The sequence below is a fragment of the Hydrogenophaga sp. GW823-FHT04C09 genome (assembly GCF_058796355.1).
The window spans coordinates 321,502-340,185 of sequence record NZ_JBXAIO010000003.1 but is presented as its reverse complement, the minus strand read 5'-3'; the positions used below and the strand labels follow the sequence as shown (position 1 = coordinate 340,185).

Genomic DNA, 18,684 nt, shown 5'->3' with positions numbered 1-18,684 from the left:
CCCACGCCTCCCTATACTGGCGCGCTGCCTTTCAACGCCTTTCGAGAAAACCGCCCATGCCTGAAGTCCGCGCCCTGATCGCCTCGGTGCTGCAGATCCCCGCCGATGCCCTCCACGACGACGATGGCGCCGAGACGGTCGAGTCCTGGGACAGCCTCAAGACCGTCATGCTCGCCAGCATGATCGAGATCACCTACGACATCACGCTCGACAACAGCGACATCGAGCGGCTGACCAGCGTGAGCGCGGTGCGCGAGGTCATCGCCCGCCATGTCTAGCTGGGCGGGCATTCGCGAGCGCCTGGCCGTGGCCAGGCCGCCACTGCCCGAGCTGATGGCCTGCGCGACGGACATCGCCACGCTCGCGGCCGAGGCCGCCGCCTCGGGCGGTGCCGTGCGGCGCGTCGCGCTGGCCGCCGACCTCACGCCCGACCTGCTGCGGCAGGCCATCGCCTGCGCCATCGCCCAAGAGGGTGAGCTGTCGCTGGTGCATGCCGCACCTTACGGCGTGATGCGCCAGGAATGCATGGACGGCGGCTCCGCCCTGCATGCTTTCGAGCCCGAGGTGGTGGTGCTGGTGCCCGACTGGCGCCAAGCCCTCGAACCCCTGCCGCTGAACGCCGATGCCGACGCGGTCGCGGCCGACACCGCGCGGCAGGTGCAAGGCTTCGAAGCGATCTGGGCCGCGCTGGAAGCGCGCGGCTGCCGCATCGTGCAGCACCTGTTCGTGCCGCCCGCGCCGTTGTGGCGCGGGGTGGCCGACCGCCGTTCTCCCGCGTCGGACACGCGCCGCGTGCAGGCCCTCAACGACGCGCTGATCGACGCCGGCGCGGGCCGCGTGACCTGGCTGGAAGCCGACCGGCTCGCGGCCGGCGTGGGCCTGGCCGCGTGGTCGGCGCCGCGCTTCTTCCACGCCGGCAAGCTCGGCTTCGATCCGCGCTTCCTGCCGGACTACCTGCCCTGGTTCCGTGGCGCCTGGCGGGCCACCACGGGCCGCACCCGCAAGCTGCTGGTGCTCGACCTGGACGACACCCTGTGGGGTGGCACCATCGGCGACGACGGTCTCGGCGGCATCGCCCTGGGGTCGACCCATGGTGGCAAGGGCGAGGCCTTCGCCGCCTGGCAGCAGCACCTGGCGGGCCTGTCGCGGCGCGGCGTGGTGCTCGCGGTCTGCAGCAAGAACGCTCCCGAGATCGCCGCCACCGGCTTCGAGCACGCCGACAGCGCCCTGCGCCGCGAGGACTTCGCCGCCTTCGTCTGCAGCTGGGGCGACAAGGCCACGGGCCTGCGGCGCATCGCGCAGGAACTCAACCTCGGGCTGGACGCCGCCGTGTTCGTCGACGACAACCCGGCCGAGCGCGCGCTGGTGCAGCAGCTGCTGCCCGAGGTGGCGGTGGTGGACATCGGCGCCGACCCGGCGCAGTTCATCGAGCGCCTGGAGGCCGGGCACTGGTTCGACCAGCAGGCCTACACCGAGGTGGACCAGGGGCGCAGCGCCGCCTACGCCGCGCTGCGCCAGGCGCGCGCGGTGCAGACCTCGTCGGCCGACATCGGCAGCTACCTCGCGGGTCTGGCGATGCAGGGCCGCGCCGGGCCCGCGCTCGCGCAGGACCTGCCCCGGCTGGCGCAGATGGAACTCAAGACCAACCAGTTCAATCTCACCACGCGGCGCTACACCCAGGCGCAGCTCGCGGCGCAGATGCAGCAGCCCGACCGGCTTGTGCTGGCCTTCCACCTGAAGGACCGCTTTGGCGATCACGGCCTCGTCGGCTCGCTGCTCGCGGTGCGCGAAGCGCAGGCGCTGCGCATCGACAGCTGGCTGCTGAGCTGCCGCGTCTTCTCGCGCGGGGCCGAGGCCTTCATCCTGCGCGCGCTGATCCTGTGGGCCCGCGAGCAGGGCGCGTCGGCCCTGGTGGGCGAATACCTGGCCAGCGCGCGAAACGCCGTGGTGGCCGACCTGTATGCGAAGCTGGGCTTCGCGCCTTGGTCCGCCGATGGGCGGCTGTGGCGGCGAGACCTGGCCGCGCCCCTCGATGACCTGACCTCGTCCATCGCCGAGGCCAGTCCCTGAAACCCGTTTTGAGAAAGAAACCCGCCATGAACCAACGCCAACTGGGCCCCTTCAGCGTCAGCGCCATCGGCCTGGGCTGCATGAACATCTGCCACGCCTACGGCGCGCCGGTGTCGAAAGAGCAGGCCGAGCGCGTGCTGCTCACCGCCTTCGACGAAGGCGTGACGCACTTCGACACCGCGGCGCTCTATGGCTTCGGCGCCAGCGAAACGCACGTGGGCCATGTGCTCGCGAAGCACCGCCAGAAGTTCACGCTGGCCAGCAAGGGCGGCATGGCCGGTGTGCAGTTCGACGACGGCGTGAAGCGCGTGATCGACGGCCGGCCCGAGGCCATCCGCAGGAACTGCGAAGACAGCCTGCGCCGCCTCAAGACCGACGTGATCGACCTCTACTACCTGCACCGCTGGGACAAGCAGGTGCCGGTGGAGGACAGCGTGGGCGCGATGAGCGACCTGGTGCGCGCGGGCAAGGTGCGCGCGCTGGGCCTGTCCGAGGTGTCGGCCGCCACCCTCCGCAAGGCGCAGGCGGTGCACCCCATCACCGCGGTGCAGACCGAGTACTCGCTGTGGACGCGCAACCCCGAGATCGCGGTGCTCGACACCTGCCGCGAGTTCGGCATCGCCTTCGTGGCCTTCAGCCCGGTGGCGCGCGGCTTCCTGTGCGGCCCCGACCTGGACGTGAGCGCCTTCGACGCCAAGGACATCCGCCGCGCCATGCCGCGCTTCGCGCCCGAGCACTTCGCCGCCAACCTCAAGCTGCTGCCCGCCTACCGCGCGATCGCGAACGACGTGGGCTGCACGCCGGCCCAGCTCGCGCTGGCCTGGCTGCTGCACCAGGGGCCGGACGTGCTGCCCATCCCCGGCACCTCGCGCGAAGACCACCTGCGTGACAACCTGGGCGCGGTGGACGTGGCGCTGGACGCGGCCACGCTGGCCCGGCTGGACGAACTCATCAACCAGCGCACGGTGAGCGGCAGCCGCTACAACGAGCAGTCGAACCGCGAAGTCGACACCGAAACGTATTGAACCTGAGTCGCGCGACGGCGTTTCAGGCGCCGCCGCGAAAGAGCGAGAAGCCCCAGGCCGTGAACTTGAACGGCAGGTGGTAGTGCTGCGAGGTGTCGGCGATGTGGAAGCGGTAGGGCACCGTTTCCAGGAACGCCGGCTCGGGCACGGGGGTGCCCTGGTCGCGGTAGAAGTCGCCCACCGCGAAGCGCACCTCGTAGCCGCCGGCGGTGATGGCTTCGCTCATCAGCACCGGGTGCTGCAGCAGACCGTTGGCGCCCACGCGGCCTTCGGCGAGCACCGGGCCGTGCGGCAGGCCGTCCGGCCCCAGCCGCACCACGGTCACCTGCAGGCCGACGGCGACGCGGCCACTGGCCACGTCCACACAATGAATGGAGAGTCCACCGTTCATGGCGTTCAATTCAACCGTGCGCCGGACGCTTTGACCGCGGGCGCCCATTCGTTCACCTGGTCGGTGACGAATCGGGTGAACTGCGCGGCGCTCATGGGCTCCGACTCCACCCCCAGGTCGCTCAGTCGCCTGGCCACGTCGGGCCGCGCCACGACGTCGGTCACCGCCTTGTTGACCTTGTCGACCACGTCCGCCGGCGTGCCGGCGGGCCCGGAGATGCCGAGGAAGTTCTCTGCCACCAGCTTGGGGTAACCCGCTTCACCCACCGTGGGCACGGTGGGCGACATGGGCGCGCGGGCGCGCGACGTGACCGCGATGCCGACCAGCTTGCCCTCCTTCATGAAAGGCACGTTCTGCGTCAGCGTGTCCACCGCGAATTGCAGGGAGCCGCCGAGCAGGTCGTTGTGCATGGGGGAAGAACCCTTGTACGGCACGTGTTCCATCTTCAGTTGGTACTGCTGCTTGAACATCTCGCCCACGATGTGGCCGATGGAGCCGACGCCGCCCGAGCCGTAGTTGACGGGTTTGGCCTGCGCGTTGATCCACTTCACCAGCTCGGGCATGGTCTTGGCGGGCACCGAAGGATGCACCACGAACACATTGGGCACCGAGCCGATGTAGGCGATGTGCGTGAAACCCTTCACCGGGTCGTAGGGTGCCTTGTCCATCATGAAGGGCGAGATGCTCATGGGCGCGGTGTTGGACAGCAGCAGCGTGTAGCCGTCGGGCGCGGCGCGCGCCACCTCGTTGGCGCCGATGGTGCTGCCCGCGCCGGGCTTGTTCTCCACGATCACGGTCTGGCCCAGCTTCTCCTGCAGGCCGGGCTGCAGCAGGCGCGCCACGATGTCCGACGAGCCGCCGGGCGAGAAGGTCACGATGATCCGGATCGGCTTCTGTTGCGGCCAGGCCTGTGCGTGGACCAGCGGCGAGGCCAGCATCGACAAGGCACTGACGGCCAGAAGAAGGCGGCGTGGGGTGTTCATGACGGGGTTCCTGCGAGGGTGTTGACGGACGGGGAGGACGGAGGGGAGGGCTCGGGTGACACGGTCTGCGCCAGCCGTCCGCGCATGACTTCGCAGACCTGTTGCAGGGCGTTTCGGCGCTCGGTGCGCGCGTCGTTCGCCAGGCGCGCTTCACCGGCCTGCAGCACCGTGGCCAGCGAGCCGTGCAGCCGCAGCGCGACGATGAAGGGAAAGCCGAAGCGCTCGCGGTAGCGCCGGTTGATCGATTCGATGCGCTGCACGGTGGCGGCATCCAGCGCCAGCAGGCGCAGGCGGCCTTGTTCGCTCTGCGAATCCGCCGTCATGGTGCCGGCCCGCGCCTCCTGGCCGGCGAGTTCCGGATGGCTGCGCAGCAGGGCCAGCTGGCGGGCCTCGTCGGCGCCTTGGATCACCCGCGACAAGCTGTCGTACAGCGACGCCCAGTCGGCGAACGGGCGGGCCGCCCAGGCCTCTCGGGCGACCCAGGGCGAGTGCTCGACCACCGGCCCCAGGCGCGCGCAGAAAGTGGCTTCGTCCAGGGAGGCCAGGGCATGCCAAGCCAGGGGTGAGGGTGTCGGGGTGTTCATGCGGTCGCAGTTTGCGGCGCCATTGCATTGCTGTCCATCGCATAATTGGGCATGTTGCATTCGAATTTTCAGTACGCATGAGTTCGCTGAACCAGCTTCTGCATCCGAAGGCCCTGCGCTACCTGGCGGCCGTCGCGCAGCTCGGTTCGGTGCAGGCGGCCGCGCGCGAGGTGTCCATTTCCGCCTCCGCGATCGACCGCCACATCCTGCTGATGGAAGAAGACCTCGGGCTGCCGCTGTTCGAGCGCCAGCCGCGCGGCATGCGGTTGACGGCCGCGGGCGAACTGCTGCTGGCGCTCTCGCAGCGATGGAAGACCGACCTCAACCGCACGCTGTCCGACATCAAGCACCTGCAGGGCGTGAGCCAGGGCCAGCTGCGCCTGGCCGCGATGGACAGCCACGTCAACGGCTTCCTGCCCGAGTTCGTGGCGGTGGTGGCGCGGGAACACCCGGGCATCGTGCTGGAGGTGGACATCGTCAGCACCGACGACGCCGTGCAGCGCCTGCGCGCGGGCGAGGTCGATCTGGCGGTGGCCTTCAACCTCAAGCCCGGGCGCGACCTGCACATCGTGGCCAGCGCCGAGCTGCCGCTGGGCTGCGTGGTGGCGCCGGGCCATCCGCTGGCCGCGCAGGCCCAGGTGACGTTCAAGGACGTGGCGGCCTGGCCGATGGCCGCGCAAAGCCGGGTGCTGGCGATCCGCCGCTACCTGGAGCGGCGCCACAACTGGCTGCTGGAGGAAGCCCGGCCACCGCTGGTGACGAACTCGCTGCAGCTCGTCAAGAGCCTGGTGCGCAGCGGCAGCCACGTGGCGCTCACCTCCGAGCTCGATGCCGGTCCCGAGATCCTCGCGGGCAGTCTGTGCTTCGTGCCCCTCAAGGACAAGAGTGCCCAGCCGCAGACCGTGGGCGTGGCGATCAGCGCGAGCCGCTCGCTGCCGCGCATCGCGCGCATGGTCGCCGAGCGCCTGGGCGCGCATGTGAACGACTACCTGGCCCAGGTGCGTGCGGCCGGCGTCGATACAAAACGAAAAAAACCGAAACTGCGCTGAGACCCCGAGGCGCACCGCTGCCGGCACCATGGCGGTCATGTTCAACAGTCCCTTTGAAAGGACACCGTCATGAAACCCTGGATCAAGCGCTCGCTCATGGCCTTCACCGGCATCTCCATCGCCATCGGCGGCCTGGCCGCCTGCGGCACGCGCGGTCACCACGAGCGCGCGCCCATGAGCGCCGAGAAGATCGCCGAAGTGCGCGGCAAGGTGGTCAACCGCATCACGAGCAAGCTCGACCTCAACGCCGAACAGCAGCAGAAGCTCAACGTGCTGGCCGACAAGGTGCAGGCCCAGCGCACGGCCCTGATCGGCCAGACCACGAACCCGCGCGGCGAGATGCAGGCGCTGATCGCCGGCGAGAAGTTCGACCGCGCCCGCGCGCTGAACCTGCTCGACGAGAAGACCCGCGTGGTGCAGGTCAGCAGCCCCGAGGTGATCAACGCCCTGGCCGACTTCTACGACAGCCTGAGCCCGACGCAACAGGCCGAGGTGCGCGAGCGCATGGGCAAGCGCCGCGGCTGGTTCTCGCGCGGCTGAGCGGGGTGAACCCCATGTCGCCCGTGCTGCAACCGATCGCCCAGCGCCTGCGCGACCACGGTCCGGCGCTGCTGGCCGGGGTGGACGACCCGCACGACGAGCTGCTGGCCCTGGTGTGGGGCCCGCGCTTCGACCGCGAGCACGCGCTGGGGCTGTGGGCGCGGCTCTCGCGCCGCCAGCCGAACGACGCCGTGCCCGCGCTGCCGGCCATCCTCTCGGTGGCCGACCGTTTCGACGGGCTGGACCGTGGCGCGCAGCAACGGCTTCGCCGCCTCATCGTGCGCCACCGCAGCCTGACGGGCGCAATGTGACAATGCCGCATGCACCGCGTTCTGCTCATTGACGACGACGAACAGCTCGGCCCGCCGCTGGCGACCTACTTCCAGCGCTTCGAGCTGGCGCTGGCGCACGCGCTGCGGCCCAGCGAGGGCTTGGCGCGCCTGCGCGCCGAAGCCTTCGACGCCGCCATTCTCGACGTGATGCTGCCCGAGATGGACGGCTTCGAACTCTGCCGCACCATCCGCAAGGAAAGCGACATTCCCATCGTCATGCTCACCGCGCGCGGCGACGTGATGGACCGCGTGGTCGGCCTCGAACTCGGCGCCGATGCCTACCTGCCCAAGCCCTTCGAGCCGCGCGAGCTGGTGGCGCACATCCAGACCGTGCTGCGGCGCCGCCATGGCGGCAACGGCCCGCCGGCCGCGCCCGCCAGCGCGGTGGAGCCCGGCACCCTGGTGTTCGACGGCCTCACCATCGACCCGACGCGCCGCAGCGTGCTGCGCGAGGGCCAGGCGGTGGAGCTCACCAGCACCGAGTTCGACCTGCTGCACCTGCTCGCGCGCGAGGCCGGGCGCGTGCTCAGCCGCGACGACATCCTCAACCAGCTGCGCGGCCACGAAGCCGACCTCTACACGCGCGCGGTCGACATCGTGGTGAGCCGCCTGCGCAAGAAGCTCGAGCCGCTGGACTGCATCAAGACCCTGCGCAACGCGGGCTACTCGCTGGCGCTGCGCCGCATCGCGCCATGACCCAGGCGCTGCCCTGGTACCGCCGGGCTTTCCTGGCCTTGCGCTGCTCCCTCAAGCTGCGCATGGTGATGGTGTTCCTGCTGCTGGCCATGGCCATGTCGTTCACCTTCATCAGCGGGGCGCAGAAGGCTTTTTCGGTCGGCTGGCGCGAGGCCGCGCGCCCGGTGCTCATGGACTACGTGGACCGCCTGACGGCCGATGTGGCCGCCGGCGGCAGCCCCAGCATCGAGCGCGCGCAAGCCCTCACGCAGCGCCTGCCGCTCACCATCGACATCGTCGGCCCGCGGGTCAACTGGCGTTCGCACCCCGACCAGCAGCGCCCGCACTGGCTGCGCGAGCGGGCCCGGGACCGGGGCGCGGACGACGACGCCGGCTGGGGCGACGACAAGGACTGGCAACAGCTGCTGCAACGCACCACGGCCGATGGCCACCGCCTGGAATTCGGCTTGAACGAAGCGGTGTTCGACCGCCGGCCCAAAATCGTGGGCTACACGCTGGTGGCCTTGCTCATCCTCACGCTGCTCGCCTTCCTGTACGTGCGCCGCCTGCTGCGACCGCTCGACGACATCCGGCAGGGCGCCCTGCGCTTCGGCGCGGGCCGGTTCGACCAGCCCATTCCTGTGCGCCACCCCCGGGGGCCCGACGAACTGGGCGAACTGGCCGCGACCATCAACACCATGGGCCAGGACATCCAGCAGATGCTCGACGCCCAGCGCTCCCTGCTGCTGGCTATCAGCCACGAGCTGCGCAGCCCGCTGACCCGCGCGCGGCTCAACACCGAGCTGCTGCCCGAGGGCGTCGACGTCGCCCCGCAGCGCGAGGCCCTGTTGCGCGACCTCAGCGAAATGGCCCGCCTCATCAGCGACCTGCTGGAAAGCGAGAGACTGGCCGGGCGCCACCAGGCGCTGAGTCGCGAGCCCACCGACCCGGTTGCGCTGGCCCGTGACGTGATCGACGAACTCACCATCACGCAGCCCGCGGCCCGCAGCATCCAGCTGCACGCTCCCTACAGCCTGCCCACGCTGCCGCTGGACCAGATCCGCGTGCGCCTGCTGCTGCGCAACCTGCTCGACAACGCACTGCGCCACAGCACCGGCGCGCCGCGGGCGGTGGAACTGCACATCCGCGCGCTGGAAGCGGGGCAGGGCATCGAACTCGAAGTGCGCGACCATGGCCCCGGCGTACCCGACGACCAGTTGCCCCACCTTGCGCAGGCCTTCTTCCGCCCCGACACCGCGCGCACGCGCAACGCCGGCGGCGTGGGCCTGGGCCTCTACCTGTGCAGGCTGGTGGCGCAGGCGCACGGGGGCACTTTCGCGGTGCGCAATGCACACCCCGGGCTGGCGGTGACGGTGACCTTGCCTTCCGCCCCCTAGAATGCAACAAGAGGAAACAACGCCACTACCACACGCATGACGCCCGAGGCCCGCGCCCGCCAGACCATCGACGCATTGCTCATCGCAGCGGGCTGGCACGTCTGCAGTGTGGCCAACGCCAACATCCATGCAGGTGATGGCGCAGTCAAAGGCGTCGCCATTCGCGAGTTTCCCCTCAACCCGGGCCACGGTTACGCCGACTACCTGCTGTACGTCAACGGCAAAGCCTGTGGCGTGATCGAAGCCAAGAAGGAAGGCGCCACGCTCAGTGGTGTGGAAGGGCAAAGCGCCCGATATGCGCAGGGACTGCCCGTCAGTCTGCCGGCCTGGCGCCGGCCGCTGCCCTTCGTGTTCGAGTCTACCGGGGTGGAAACCCGCTTCACCAACGGGCTGGACCCTGCACCCCGCGCCCGGCCGCTGTTCGCCTTCTACCGGCCTGATCTCTTGCTGCACTGGCTCACTCCCGTTCGGGCTGAGCCTGTCGAAGCCCACCCTTCGACAAGCTCAGGGCGAACGGTACAGGAGCCAGCGGCGAGATACGGTTCATCCGGCACCTTCCTCGCCCGCCTGCAGCAGATGCCCCCGCTCGTGACCGAATGGGGCAGTGGCGGCGCCAGCTACCAGCTGTGGCCCGCGCAGATCAAGGCCATCCAGAACCTGGAGAAGAGCCTGGCCGCCAACAAGCCCAAGGCCCTGATCCAGATGGCCACGGGCAGCGGCAAGACCTTTACCGCCATCAGCTTCATCTACCGGCTCATCAAGTTCGGTGGTGCCCGGCGCGTGCTGTTTCTGGTGGACCGTGGCAACCTCGCGCGCCAGACCAAGAAAGAGTTCGACGCCTACGCCAGCGACCGCGCCAAGGAGCTGGTGCAGAGTTTCGAAGCCTTCATCGCCCAGCACAAGGACGAGATCACCGCGCTGCAGATCCTCTACAACTGACGCTGGTGCCGCACTCAGGCAAGGGCAAGAACGCGCTGGACTTCCACTTGTCGTTCTACCTGGGCTACCTGGCCGCCAAACACCCGGAGGCCAACCTGGTGGTGGTGGCGAACGACAAGGGCTATGACTCGATGCTCGGTCACGCCAAGTTGCTGGAGTTCAGAGCGACGCGGGTGGGGTTCAAGGCCAGGAAGGCGCCTGCCGCCAAGAAGGCCGCGCCAGCGAAGAAGGTCACGGCAAAGAAGGCCGCACCGGCCAAGAAAGTGGCGCCACCAGCCAAGAAGCTTGTGGCCAAAAAGGCACCGGCCAAGAAGGTGCCTGCCAAGAAGGCGGTGGCCAAAAAAGCGGTGACCAAAATGCCGGCGTCTGCGGTGCAGGCAACGGCCCAGACAACGCCCGCTCCAGCGGACAAGGTATTGGCGCGGGCGAAAGCGTCCTTGGCCAAGATGGGGAAGAACCGCCCAATCAAGCTCACTTCTCTGCTGCGCCACCTGAAGTCCATCGTGGGGCAGGGAGCGACGGCCGAAGACGCGGACGCCTTGTCTCGGCGTCTGGAAGAGGCCAAGGTCATCCAGGTGGTGGGCGATCTGGTGCTGTATCCCTGACGGCCTGCCGTGTCGACTTGCGGAAAAGCCGTTTGGCTGTTAAATTCTATATTCGCAAATCGCGAATATTGAACAAATGCAGCTCAAACCCCAGGATTTTCTCGTCGCCCTCAAGCTCGTGGCTTGGGGCGACCAGCGCTGGACGTATGCGCGCCTGGCGCAGGAGCTGGGGCTGAGCGCTTCGGAAGCCCATGCTTCGGTAAAGCGGGGTTTGCTGTCCGGGTTGCTGCTGCAGAACCGCGCTTCGGCGGCTTCGTTCGCGGGCGCGGCCGGCGCGGGAGCCCAAGCGCTGCGGGAGCCACAGGGCATTTATCGGGTCACGCGCAAACGGGTGCGCCGCAGTGCGGTGCACTCGGAAGAAGATGTCGGGCTGCCGGATAACCCGGTGCGCGTACATGCCCAGGCGCTGGCGGAATTCGCCCTGCACGGGGCCAAGTACGCTTTTCCCGGCGTGCGTCTGCCGCTGGCGGTCGGGGTGCCCACGAGCCACAGCGCGCCCGCGTTTGCCGGCGTGTTCGCACCCGGCAGCACAGACTTTGTCTGGCCGCACCCGAACGGATCGGTGCGCGGCATGGGGGTGGAGCCGCTGCACCCTTCTGTGCCCTTTGCCGCCATGCAGGACGCGAAGCTGTACGACATGCTGGCGCTGTTCGATGCTCTGCGCGTGGGCAAGGCGCGCGAGCGGAACATGGCCATGGAGCGGCTGCAGGCCTTGATCGACCCGAGTGCGCCCACGCCGCAAAAGGATTCGCCGCGTGGCTGACCCGAATCTGGCGCTGTTGATGGCCATGGCGCGCGCGATGGGTCCACTGTGCGAGCAGGTGGTGTTCGTAGGCGGTTGCGCCACGGGGCTGCTCATCGACAACCCAGGCTTGATGGACGTGAGGCCCACCGAAGATGTGGACGCCATCGTGGAAGTCACGTCACTGGCGGGTTACCACCAGCTGGCCGAGCACTTGGCGCAACGCGGCTTCAAGCAGACCATGGCGGACAACACGCCACCGTTTCGCTGGTATTGGAACCGCCTGCAACTGGACTTGGCCCCGCTGGACGAAAAGGTGCTGGGTTTCGCCAACCCGTGGTACCGGGCGGGCTTCGAATCGGCGGAGCAGGCCACAGGGGAAGACGGTTTGGTTCTACGGCACCTTTCGGCGCCGTACTTCCTGGCCACCAAGTTCGAAGCCTTCAAGGATCGCGGTCGCAACGATGTGTTTGTGAGCCATGATCTGGAGGACATCATGACCGTGGTGGAGGGGCGTGCAGCCCTTGTGAAGGAGGTCAAGGCCGCGCCCGACAATGTGCGGTTGCATATCGCCCGGTCGGTGGCAAATTTGCTGGCCTTGCCAACCTTCACCAATGCCTTGCCCGGTCTCCTGAGCGACCCGGAGCGCGAAGAGACTGCCCTTGCGCGTCTGAGTCAGATTTCATTTTTTGCTTGAGCATGAACAACAACACCCATTCCCTCGTCCAGAAGCTCTGGAACTACTGCAATGTGCTGCGCGACGACGGCATGAGCTATGGCGACTATGTGGAGCAACTGACCTATCTGCTGTTTCTCAAGATGGCGCATGAGCGCAGCCAGCCGCCGCATAACCAGGCGAGCATCGTGCCCAAGGGCTATGGATGGCCCGAGCTGCTGGCACGAGATGGCGACGCACTGTTTGACCACTACCGCCACACCCTGGAGCGCCTCGGGCTGGAACGCGGCACGCTGGGCCTGATCTTTGCCAAGGCCCAAAACAAGTTCCAGGACCCGGCCAAGCTGCGCCGCGTGGTGGCGGACCTGATCGACGCGGAAACCTGGACCATCCTGGGCGCGGATGTGAAGGGCGATGCCTACGAGGGCCTGCTGGAGCGCAATGCACAAGACACCAAGAGCGGCGCGGGCCAGTACTTCACGCCGCGCGCGCTCATTCAGGCCATGGTGGACTGCATCGGCCCGCGGCCGGGCGAGACGATTTGCGACCCGGCCTGTGGCACGGGCGGTTTTCTGTTCACCGCGCACCACCACATCACCGCGCACCACAAGAATCTCACACGCGACCAGCTCAAACACCTGAAGGAAAAGGCCTTCACCGGCTACGAGCTCGTGCAGGCCACGGCGCGCGTGTGTGCGATGAACCTGATGCTGCACGGCATCGGATCCGAAAAGTCGGTGCCGGTGGTGGTGGGTGATGCGTTGGGCGCCGATCCCGGCGCGCGCTTTGACGTGGTGCTGGCCAACCCGCCGTTCGGCAAGAAAAGCAGCACCGTGATCGTGGGTGAAGACGGCCGCACGAGCACGGAAAAAGACATCATCGAACGCGACGACTTCTGGGCCACCACGAGCAACAAGCAGCTCAACTTCGTGCAGCACATCAAGACGCTGCTGGCCACGAACGGGCGCGCGGCGGTGGTGCTGCCCGACAACGTCCTTTTTGAAGGCGGGGCGGGCGAAACCATTCGCCGTCGTTTGATGCAGGAATGCGACCTGCACACCCTGCTGCGCTTGCCCACAGGTTTGTTCTACGCACAAGGCGTCAAGGCCAATGTGCTGTTCTTCGACAAGAAGCCCGCCAGCGAAACGCCCTGGACACGGAAGCTGTGGATCTATGACCTGCGCACCAACCAGCACTTCACGCTCAAGACCAATCCATTGCGGCGCGAGCACCTGGACGAGTTCGTGGCGCTCTACAACATGGCCAACCGCAACCAGCGCCTGGCCACCTGGAGCGCCGAACAGCCGACGGGGCGGTGGCGTGACTACAGCTATGAAGACATCATGGCCCGTGACAAGGCCAGCCTCGACATCTTCTGGCTCAAGGACGATTCGCTGGCAGACAGCGACAACCTGCCGGCACCCGATGTGATTGCGCAGGAAATCGTGGAAGACCTGCAAGCCGCGCTGGAGCAGTTCAAGCTGATTGCGGGGGACCTGGGTGCCGAAGTGGACGAGTCGGCGTGAACGAGATGAAGACCCTGCCGCTCCGCCTCACTCCCGGCCAGGACTTGCGCTCGGCCCTGGAGGCGGCAGTGCGCGAGCAGGGCTGTGAGGCCGCGTTCGTGATCTCGGGCATCGGCAGCCTGAGCGATGCGCGCCTGCGCTTCGCGGGCGTGGACCAGGCCCAGACCTTGGACGGTGACAGCGAGATCCTGAGCCTGTCGGGCACGGTGGGGGTGGACGGCGAGGGCCGCAGCCACTCGCACCTGCACATGGCCGTGTCCACCGCCAGCGGTGCCGTCTTCGGCGGCCACGTGGTGCCGGGCTGCCGCGTGCGCACCACGGCCGAGGTGCTGCTGGGCCTGCTGCCCGAATGGCGTTTCTCGCGCGAGGCCGACCCCGCCACCGGTTTCCCGGAACTGGTGGTGCGGCCGCGCGAAGCCTGAGGCGTGCGCCACCCAGAAAAAAAGGGAGCCAGTGGCTCCCTTTTTTGTGACCGACCGCCGCTTACAGCGTGTCGATGAAGCTGCGCAGCTTGTCCGAGCGGCTCGGGTGCTTGAGCTTGCGCACCGCCTTGCTTTCGATCTGGCGGATGCGCTCGCGCGTCACGTCGAACTGCTTGCCCACTTCTTCCAGCGTGTGGTCGGTGGACATCTCGATGCCGAAGCGCATGCGCAGCACCTTGGCTTCGCGCGGCGTGAGGCTGTCGAGGATCTCCTTGACCACTTCGCGCAGGCCGGCCTGCATCGCGGCCTCGATGGGCGCGGTGTTGGCCTGGTCTTCGATGAAGTCGCCCAGGTGCGAATCGTCGTCGTCGCCGATGGGGGTTTCCATCGAGATCGGCTCTTTCGCGATCTTCATGATCTTGCGGATCTTGTCCTCGGGCATCTCCATCTTCTCGGCCAGGATGGACGCATCGGGCTCGAAGCCGAACTCCTGCAAGTGCTGGCGGCTGATGCGGTTCATCTTGTTGATGGTCTCGATCATGTGCACCGGGATGCGGATGGTGCGCGCCTGGTCGGCGATCGAGCGGGTGATGGCCTGGCGGATCCACCACGTGGCGTAGGTCGAGAACTTGTAGCCGCGGCGGTATTCGAACTTGTCCACCGCCTTCATCAGGCCGATGTTGCCTTCCTGGATCAGGTCCAGGAACTGCAGGCCGCGGTTGGTGTACTTCTTCGCGATCGAGATCACCAGGCGCAGGTTGGCCTCGATCATTTCCTTCTTCGCGTCGCGCGAGGTGGACTCGCCCTGGTTCATCCGCTTGTGGATGTCTTTCAGGTGCGCCAGCGGCACGACCACGCTGCTCTGGATGTTGATCAGGCCCTGCTGCAGCTCCTGCACCGGCGGGATGTTGCGCTCGATGATCACGCTCCACGGCTTGCCGGCGGCGGCCTGCTTCTCGACCCACTTGAGGTTGAGCAGGTTGGGCGGGAATTCCTTGATGAAGGTTTCCTGCGGCATGCCGCACTTGTCCACGATGATGCGGCGCAGCTCGCGTTCTTTCTTGCGCACGTCGTCGACCTGGCTGCGCATGGTGCCGCAGAGCTTCTCGATCGCCTTGGCGGTGAAGCGGATGGACATCAGCGTTTCGGTGATGGCCGTCTGCGTCTTGAGGTAGCTCGGCGTGCCGTAGCCTTCCTTGTCGTAGGTCTTGTGCAGCTTCTCGAACAGCGCGCGCATGTTGTCGAAGCGGGTGAGGGCTTCGCGCTTGAGTTCTTCGAGCTTGCGGGTCAGGGCCTTGGAGCCGCCCTTGCCGTCGTCGTCGTCGGCTTCGTCGTAATCGTCGAAGTCTTCTTCGGCCACGTAGTCATCGGCCTCGTCGGCGTCGGCGAAACCGTCCACCACGGTGGAGATGACGACCTTGCCTTCGCGGATGTCCTCGGCCATCACCAGGATCTCGGCGATGGTGGCCGGGCTCTCGCTGATGGCGGCCATCATGTCGTTGAGGCCACCCTCGATGCGCTTGGCGATCTCGATTTCGCCTTCGCGCGTGAGCAGCTCCACCGTGCCCATTTCGCGCATATACATGCGCACGGGGTCGGTGGTGCGGCCGAATTCGCTGTCCACCGTGGACAGGGCGGCTTCGGCTTCTTCCTCGGCTTCCTCTTCGGTGGCGGCGGTCGGGCCGGTGTTGTTCAGCAGCAGGGTCTCGGCGTCGGGCGTCTGTTCGTAGACGGCCACGCCCATGTCGTTGAGCAGCGAGACCACCACTTCCAGGGTCTCGGCTTCCACCAGCTTGTCGGGCAGGTGGTCGTTGATTTCGCCGTGCGTGAGGTAGCCGCGCGTCTTGCCCAGCTTGATCAGGGTCTTGAGGCGTTCGCGGCGGTTGCGGGCTTCCTCTTCGGACAGGACGGTTTCGTCCAGGCCGAATTCCTTCATCAGCGCGCGCTCCTTCGCCTTGCTGATCTTCATGCGCAGGGGTTTGACCTTCTCGGTCGTCTGCGCGGCGGTGGTGTCCACCGCCTCGACTTCGGTCTCGTCACCCGTCAGGTCGTCCTCGATGTCGCTGAGGTCGGCATCGTCCAGGTCGGCATCGCCTCCCTTGCCCTTGGCGTCCGCCTTGGGCTTGCGGCCGCGCTTGGCCGCGGGCTTGTCGCCCGCATCGGCCTTGGCCGGGCGACCGGCCTTCTTCTTCGCGGGTTCTTCGAGCAGTTCGGCCTCGGACTTGGCCTTCACGGCGGTCTTCTTGGCGGGCGCGGCCTTGGCGGCGGCTTTGACGGGGGGCTTCTGGGTCACAGCGGGGGCTTTCTTCGGGGGAGAAACCGGGGCGGCCGCGCGCGGGCTGGCCTTCTTGGCGGTTTTGGTGCTGGACGCAACGGACGTACTGGATTTCTTCGCGGGCATGGGGACCTCAAAAAAATGTCGAACTGGAGCCGGCAGAACACACAAAAAACGCCTGAAAGGCCGCGCGACGCGGTCCGTTCCGGTGATTTTGTTGGGCACAACGCCTGCCTTTCGCCGGAAAGGGCAGGCCTGCAAGCTGTGGGGCGAACATTTGGTGTGCAGTCCTTGCGGGGTTCCGTCGGGCCGGGGAGGTCGCCGAGGTGGCCAGGAAGGTGTTCCATCTAGCCCCTTGCTGGGGCCGGGCCGGTGCCGGAGGTGCTGCTGTCGCGCTTGCGGTGCAAAACCTTGGATTATACCGCTGACAAAGTTTTTTTGTCAGGCGGGCGTGTCGCTTTGGAGGGCCTGCAGCTGGGCGTTGACCCGTTTGTAGTCCTCCATGGCGCTGGCATCTCCCGCGGCCACGCGCTCGGCCAGCTGGCGAGCCTGTTCCACCAGCCCGTCGCGGCGCAGGCGGTGCATCACGTCGTTCAGCTCGGACAGCTCGGCGCTCGGGTCGCCGCCCAGGGTCGCCTGCTCGACCTGGACGCAGGCAAAGGTCTCGTGTTCGTGGCCGCGCAGGGCCTCGCGCACCGCAGCCCAGGGCTGGTGCCCGTGTTCGTGCAGCTGGGCTTCCAGCCAGACGAACACCGGGCCGTGGGGCGCGGGCAGGTGGGCCAGCAGGGCGTGGTCGTCGGCCGAGAGCGTGTCCCAGGCCTGCGGGCTGGCCAGCAGCAGACCCACCGCGCGGTCGGCCCGGCTGCCCCCCGCGCGGCGCGTGCCCAGCATGCGGGGCGGGGGCGGCGGGCCTTTGCGCCACTTGCCGAAGCCCTTGCTGCCGCCGCCGTAGGTTTTGCCACCACCGCCGTAGCCGCCACCGCCGCTGCTGTAACCGCCGCCGGCGCCGCTGTCGTAGCCCGGGTCCGAGGTGTAGGCCGCGCTGGCCCCGCCGCCGTCGTAACCGGCGTCGTGCCCCGGCTGCGCGGGCGCCGGGCTGGCGGCCCGGGGCTTGCGCGGGCCGCCGCCGGTCTGCTGCCAGAGCTGCAGCAGGTCCGGGCTGCCGATGCCGATGCCGGCGGCCAGTTCGCCGATGAGCTGGCGCTTGAGCGCGCCATCGGGCAGGGCGCTCCAGAGTGGGCGCGCCTGGCTGGCCATGCGCGCGCGGCCTTCAGCGGTGCTGAGGTCGCAGTCGGCACCGGCGGATTCGACCAGGAAGCGCGACAGCGGCACGGCCTCCTTCACGCACTGCGCGAAAGCCGCCTCGCCGTTGGCGCGGATGAAGCTGTCCGGGTCGTGTTCGGCCGGCAGGAACAGGAACTTGACGCTGCGCGTGTCGGTGGCCAGGGGCAGGGCGGCATCGAGCGCCTTGCGCGCGGCGCGCCGGCCGGCGCCGTCGCCGTCGAAGCTGAAGACCACGGCGTCGGTGAAGCGGAACAGCTTTTGCACGTGGTCGGGCGTGCAGGCCGTGCCCAGCGTGGCCACGGCGTTGGCGAAGCCGAGCTGGGCCAGCGCGACCACGTCCATGTAGCCTTCGGTGACGAGGGCGTAGCCGGCCACGCGGATGGCGGTGCGGCCCTCGAACAGGCCGTAGAGCTCGCGGCCCTTGCTGAACACCGGCGTTTCGGGCGAGTTGAGGTACTTGGGCTCGCCCTTGTCGAGCACGCGCCCGCCAAAGCCGATGCACTCGCCCTTGACGTTGCGGATCGGGAACATGATCCGGTCGCGGAAGCGGTCGTAGCGCTTGGCCTGGCCGTCGGCGCCTTTTTCGTCCTCGTGCTCGATCACCATGCCCGACTCGACCAGCAGGGGCGCCTGGTAGTCGGGGAACACGCTGGCCAGGGCGCGCCAGCCCTCGGGCGCGTAGCCCAGGCCGAAGGTCTTGGCGATCTGGCCCGAGAGGCCGCGGCCCTTGAGGTAGTCGATGGCGCGCGGCGAGACCTTGAGTTGCTTGGCGTAGGCCTGCGCGGCCTTCTCGAGCACGTCGGTGAGCGTGGCCTGCTTCTGGCGCTGCTGCGCGGCGCGCTCGCGGTCCTGCGGCGAGGCCTCGTCTTCCGGCACCTGCATGCCGGCCTGCTGGGCGAGGTCTTTCACCGCCTCGATGAAGCTCATGCCGGCGTGTTCCATCAGGAAACCGATGGCGTTGCCGTTGGCCCCGCAGCCGAAGCAGTGGTAGAACTGTTTGCTCGGGCTGACGCTGAACGAGGGCGATTTTTCGCCGTGGAACGGGCACAGGCCCATCAGGTTGGCGCCGCCCTTCTTGAGCTGCACGTAGCGGCCCACCACGTCAACCACGTCCACGCGGTTGAGCAGTTCCTGGATGAAGGTCTGGGGGATGGCCACCGGGGTATTCT

General features: G+C 67.9%; 19 protein-coding genes. 14 read left to right on the top strand and 5 right to left on the bottom strand.

Going from position 1 to position 18,684, the window contains the following annotated elements; all coding sequences use genetic code 11:
* Positions 1-56 precede the first annotated feature (56 nt).
* From AC1Q9M_RS10665 to AC1Q9M_RS10655, 3 genes are read left to right on the top strand one after another with little or no spacing between them, the layout of a single operon-like run.
* Positions 57-278 (top strand): acyl carrier protein, encoded by a 222-nt coding sequence (locus tag AC1Q9M_RS10665; RefSeq protein ID WP_382156757.1) that lies wholly within the window; start codon positions 57-59, stop codon positions 276-278.
* Entirely contained in the window at positions 271-2,070 is a 1,800-nt protein-coding gene (locus AC1Q9M_RS10660; protein WP_492433692.1) for an HAD-IIIC family phosphatase, read from the top strand. Before AC1Q9M_RS10665 ends, AC1Q9M_RS10660 begins: the two co-directional genes overlap by 8 nt.
* 26 nt (positions 2,071-2,096) lie before the next feature.
* A complete protein-coding gene (locus tag AC1Q9M_RS10655) occupies positions 2,097-3,095 on the top strand; it encodes an aldo/keto reductase (RefSeq protein WP_444686892.1) in 999 nt (332 codons plus the stop codon).
* A 22-nt stretch (positions 3,096-3,117) separates the two neighbouring features.
* Here AC1Q9M_RS10655 and AC1Q9M_RS10650 read toward each other — a convergent pair whose 3' ends face one another.
* From AC1Q9M_RS10650 to uraD, 3 genes are read right to left on the bottom strand one after another with little or no spacing between them, the layout of a single operon-like run.
* Positions 3,118-3,486, bottom strand: coding sequence for a hydroxyisourate hydrolase (locus AC1Q9M_RS10650; protein WP_382156763.1), 369 nt, complete (start codon positions 3,484-3,486; stop codon positions 3,118-3,120).
* A gap of 5 nt (positions 3,487-3,491) precedes the next feature.
* A complete protein-coding gene (locus tag AC1Q9M_RS10645) occupies positions 3,492-4,469 on the bottom strand; it encodes a Bug family tripartite tricarboxylate transporter substrate binding protein (RefSeq protein WP_382320597.1) in 978 nt (325 codons plus the stop codon).
* Positions 4,466-5,053: a 2-oxo-4-hydroxy-4-carboxy-5-ureidoimidazoline decarboxylase gene (gene uraD, locus AC1Q9M_RS10640; protein WP_492433690.1), complete on the bottom strand. Its 588-nt coding sequence runs from the start codon at positions 5,051-5,053 to the stop codon at positions 4,466-4,468. The genes AC1Q9M_RS10645 and uraD overlap by 4 nt, the downstream gene beginning before the upstream one ends.
* 77 nt (positions 5,054-5,130) lie before the next feature.
* Between uraD and AC1Q9M_RS10635 the strand changes: the two genes are divergently transcribed.
* The 11 genes from AC1Q9M_RS10635 to AC1Q9M_RS10585 all read left to right on the top strand — a co-directional run bounded on the left by AC1Q9M_RS10635 (position 5,131) and on the right by AC1Q9M_RS10585 (position 13,956).
* Positions 5,131-6,102: a LysR family transcriptional regulator gene (locus tag AC1Q9M_RS10635; RefSeq protein WP_382156769.1), complete on the top strand. Its 972-nt coding sequence runs from the start codon at positions 5,131-5,133 to the stop codon at positions 6,100-6,102.
* Positions 6,103-6,171: 69 nt separating this feature from the next.
* Entirely contained in the window at positions 6,172-6,642 is a 471-nt protein-coding gene (locus tag AC1Q9M_RS10630) for a Spy/CpxP family protein refolding chaperone (protein WP_382320594.1), read from the top strand.
* Positions 6,643-6,656: 14 nt separating this feature from the next.
* Entirely contained in the window at positions 6,657-6,953 is a 297-nt protein-coding gene (locus AC1Q9M_RS10625; protein WP_291118856.1) for a hypothetical protein, read from the top strand.
* A 9-nt stretch (positions 6,954-6,962) separates the two neighbouring features.
* Entirely contained in the window at positions 6,963-7,670 is a 708-nt protein-coding gene (locus tag AC1Q9M_RS10620) for a response regulator transcription factor (RefSeq protein ID WP_382156773.1), read from the top strand.
* Positions 7,667-9,046 (top strand): HAMP domain-containing sensor histidine kinase, encoded by a 1,380-nt coding sequence (locus AC1Q9M_RS10615; RefSeq protein ID WP_492433686.1) that lies wholly within the window; start codon positions 7,667-7,669, stop codon positions 9,044-9,046. Before AC1Q9M_RS10620 ends, AC1Q9M_RS10615 begins: the two co-directional genes overlap by 4 nt.
* A gap of 36 nt (positions 9,047-9,082) precedes the next feature.
* On the top strand, positions 9,083-9,985 hold the full coding sequence (locus AC1Q9M_RS10610) for a DEAD/DEAH box helicase family protein (RefSeq protein WP_492433684.1): 903 nt from the start codon (positions 9,083-9,085) through the stop codon (positions 9,983-9,985).
* 5 nt (positions 9,986-9,990) lie between these two features.
* Positions 9,991-10,590: a PIN domain-containing protein gene (locus tag AC1Q9M_RS10605; protein WP_492433682.1), complete on the top strand. Its 600-nt coding sequence runs from the start codon at positions 9,991-9,993 to the stop codon at positions 10,588-10,590.
* A 76-nt stretch (positions 10,591-10,666) separates the two neighbouring features.
* Entirely contained in the window at positions 10,667-11,353 is a 687-nt protein-coding gene (locus AC1Q9M_RS10600) for a hypothetical protein (protein WP_382320576.1), read from the top strand.
* On the top strand, positions 11,346-12,029 hold the full coding sequence (locus AC1Q9M_RS10595) for a hypothetical protein (RefSeq protein WP_382320574.1): 684 nt from the start codon (positions 11,346-11,348) through the stop codon (positions 12,027-12,029). The genes AC1Q9M_RS10600 and AC1Q9M_RS10595 overlap by 8 nt, the downstream gene beginning before the upstream one ends.
* Positions 12,030-12,031: 2 nt before the next feature.
* Positions 12,032-13,534 (top strand): class I SAM-dependent DNA methyltransferase, encoded by a 1,503-nt coding sequence (locus AC1Q9M_RS10590; RefSeq protein ID WP_492433680.1) that lies wholly within the window; start codon positions 12,032-12,034, stop codon positions 13,532-13,534.
* 5 nt (positions 13,535-13,539) lie between these two features.
* A complete protein-coding gene (locus AC1Q9M_RS10585) occupies positions 13,540-13,956 on the top strand; it encodes a PPC domain-containing DNA-binding protein (RefSeq protein ID WP_382325651.1) in 417 nt (138 codons plus the stop codon).
* Between the two features lie 61 nt (positions 13,957-14,017).
* Here the strand turns inward: AC1Q9M_RS10585 and rpoD are convergent, their stop codons facing one another.
* Both rpoD and dnaG read right to left on the bottom strand, forming a co-directional pair.
* Complete coding sequence (gene rpoD / locus AC1Q9M_RS10580; protein WP_382156779.1) at positions 14,018-16,357, bottom strand: RNA polymerase sigma factor RpoD; 2,340 nt, start codon at positions 16,355-16,357, stop codon at positions 14,018-14,020.
* A 315-nt stretch (positions 16,358-16,672) separates the two neighbouring features.
* A complete protein-coding gene (dnaG, locus tag AC1Q9M_RS10575) occupies positions 16,673-18,673 on the bottom strand; it encodes a DNA primase (protein WP_492433677.1) in 2,001 nt (666 codons plus the stop codon).
* Positions 18,674-18,684: the final 11 nt, after the last annotated feature.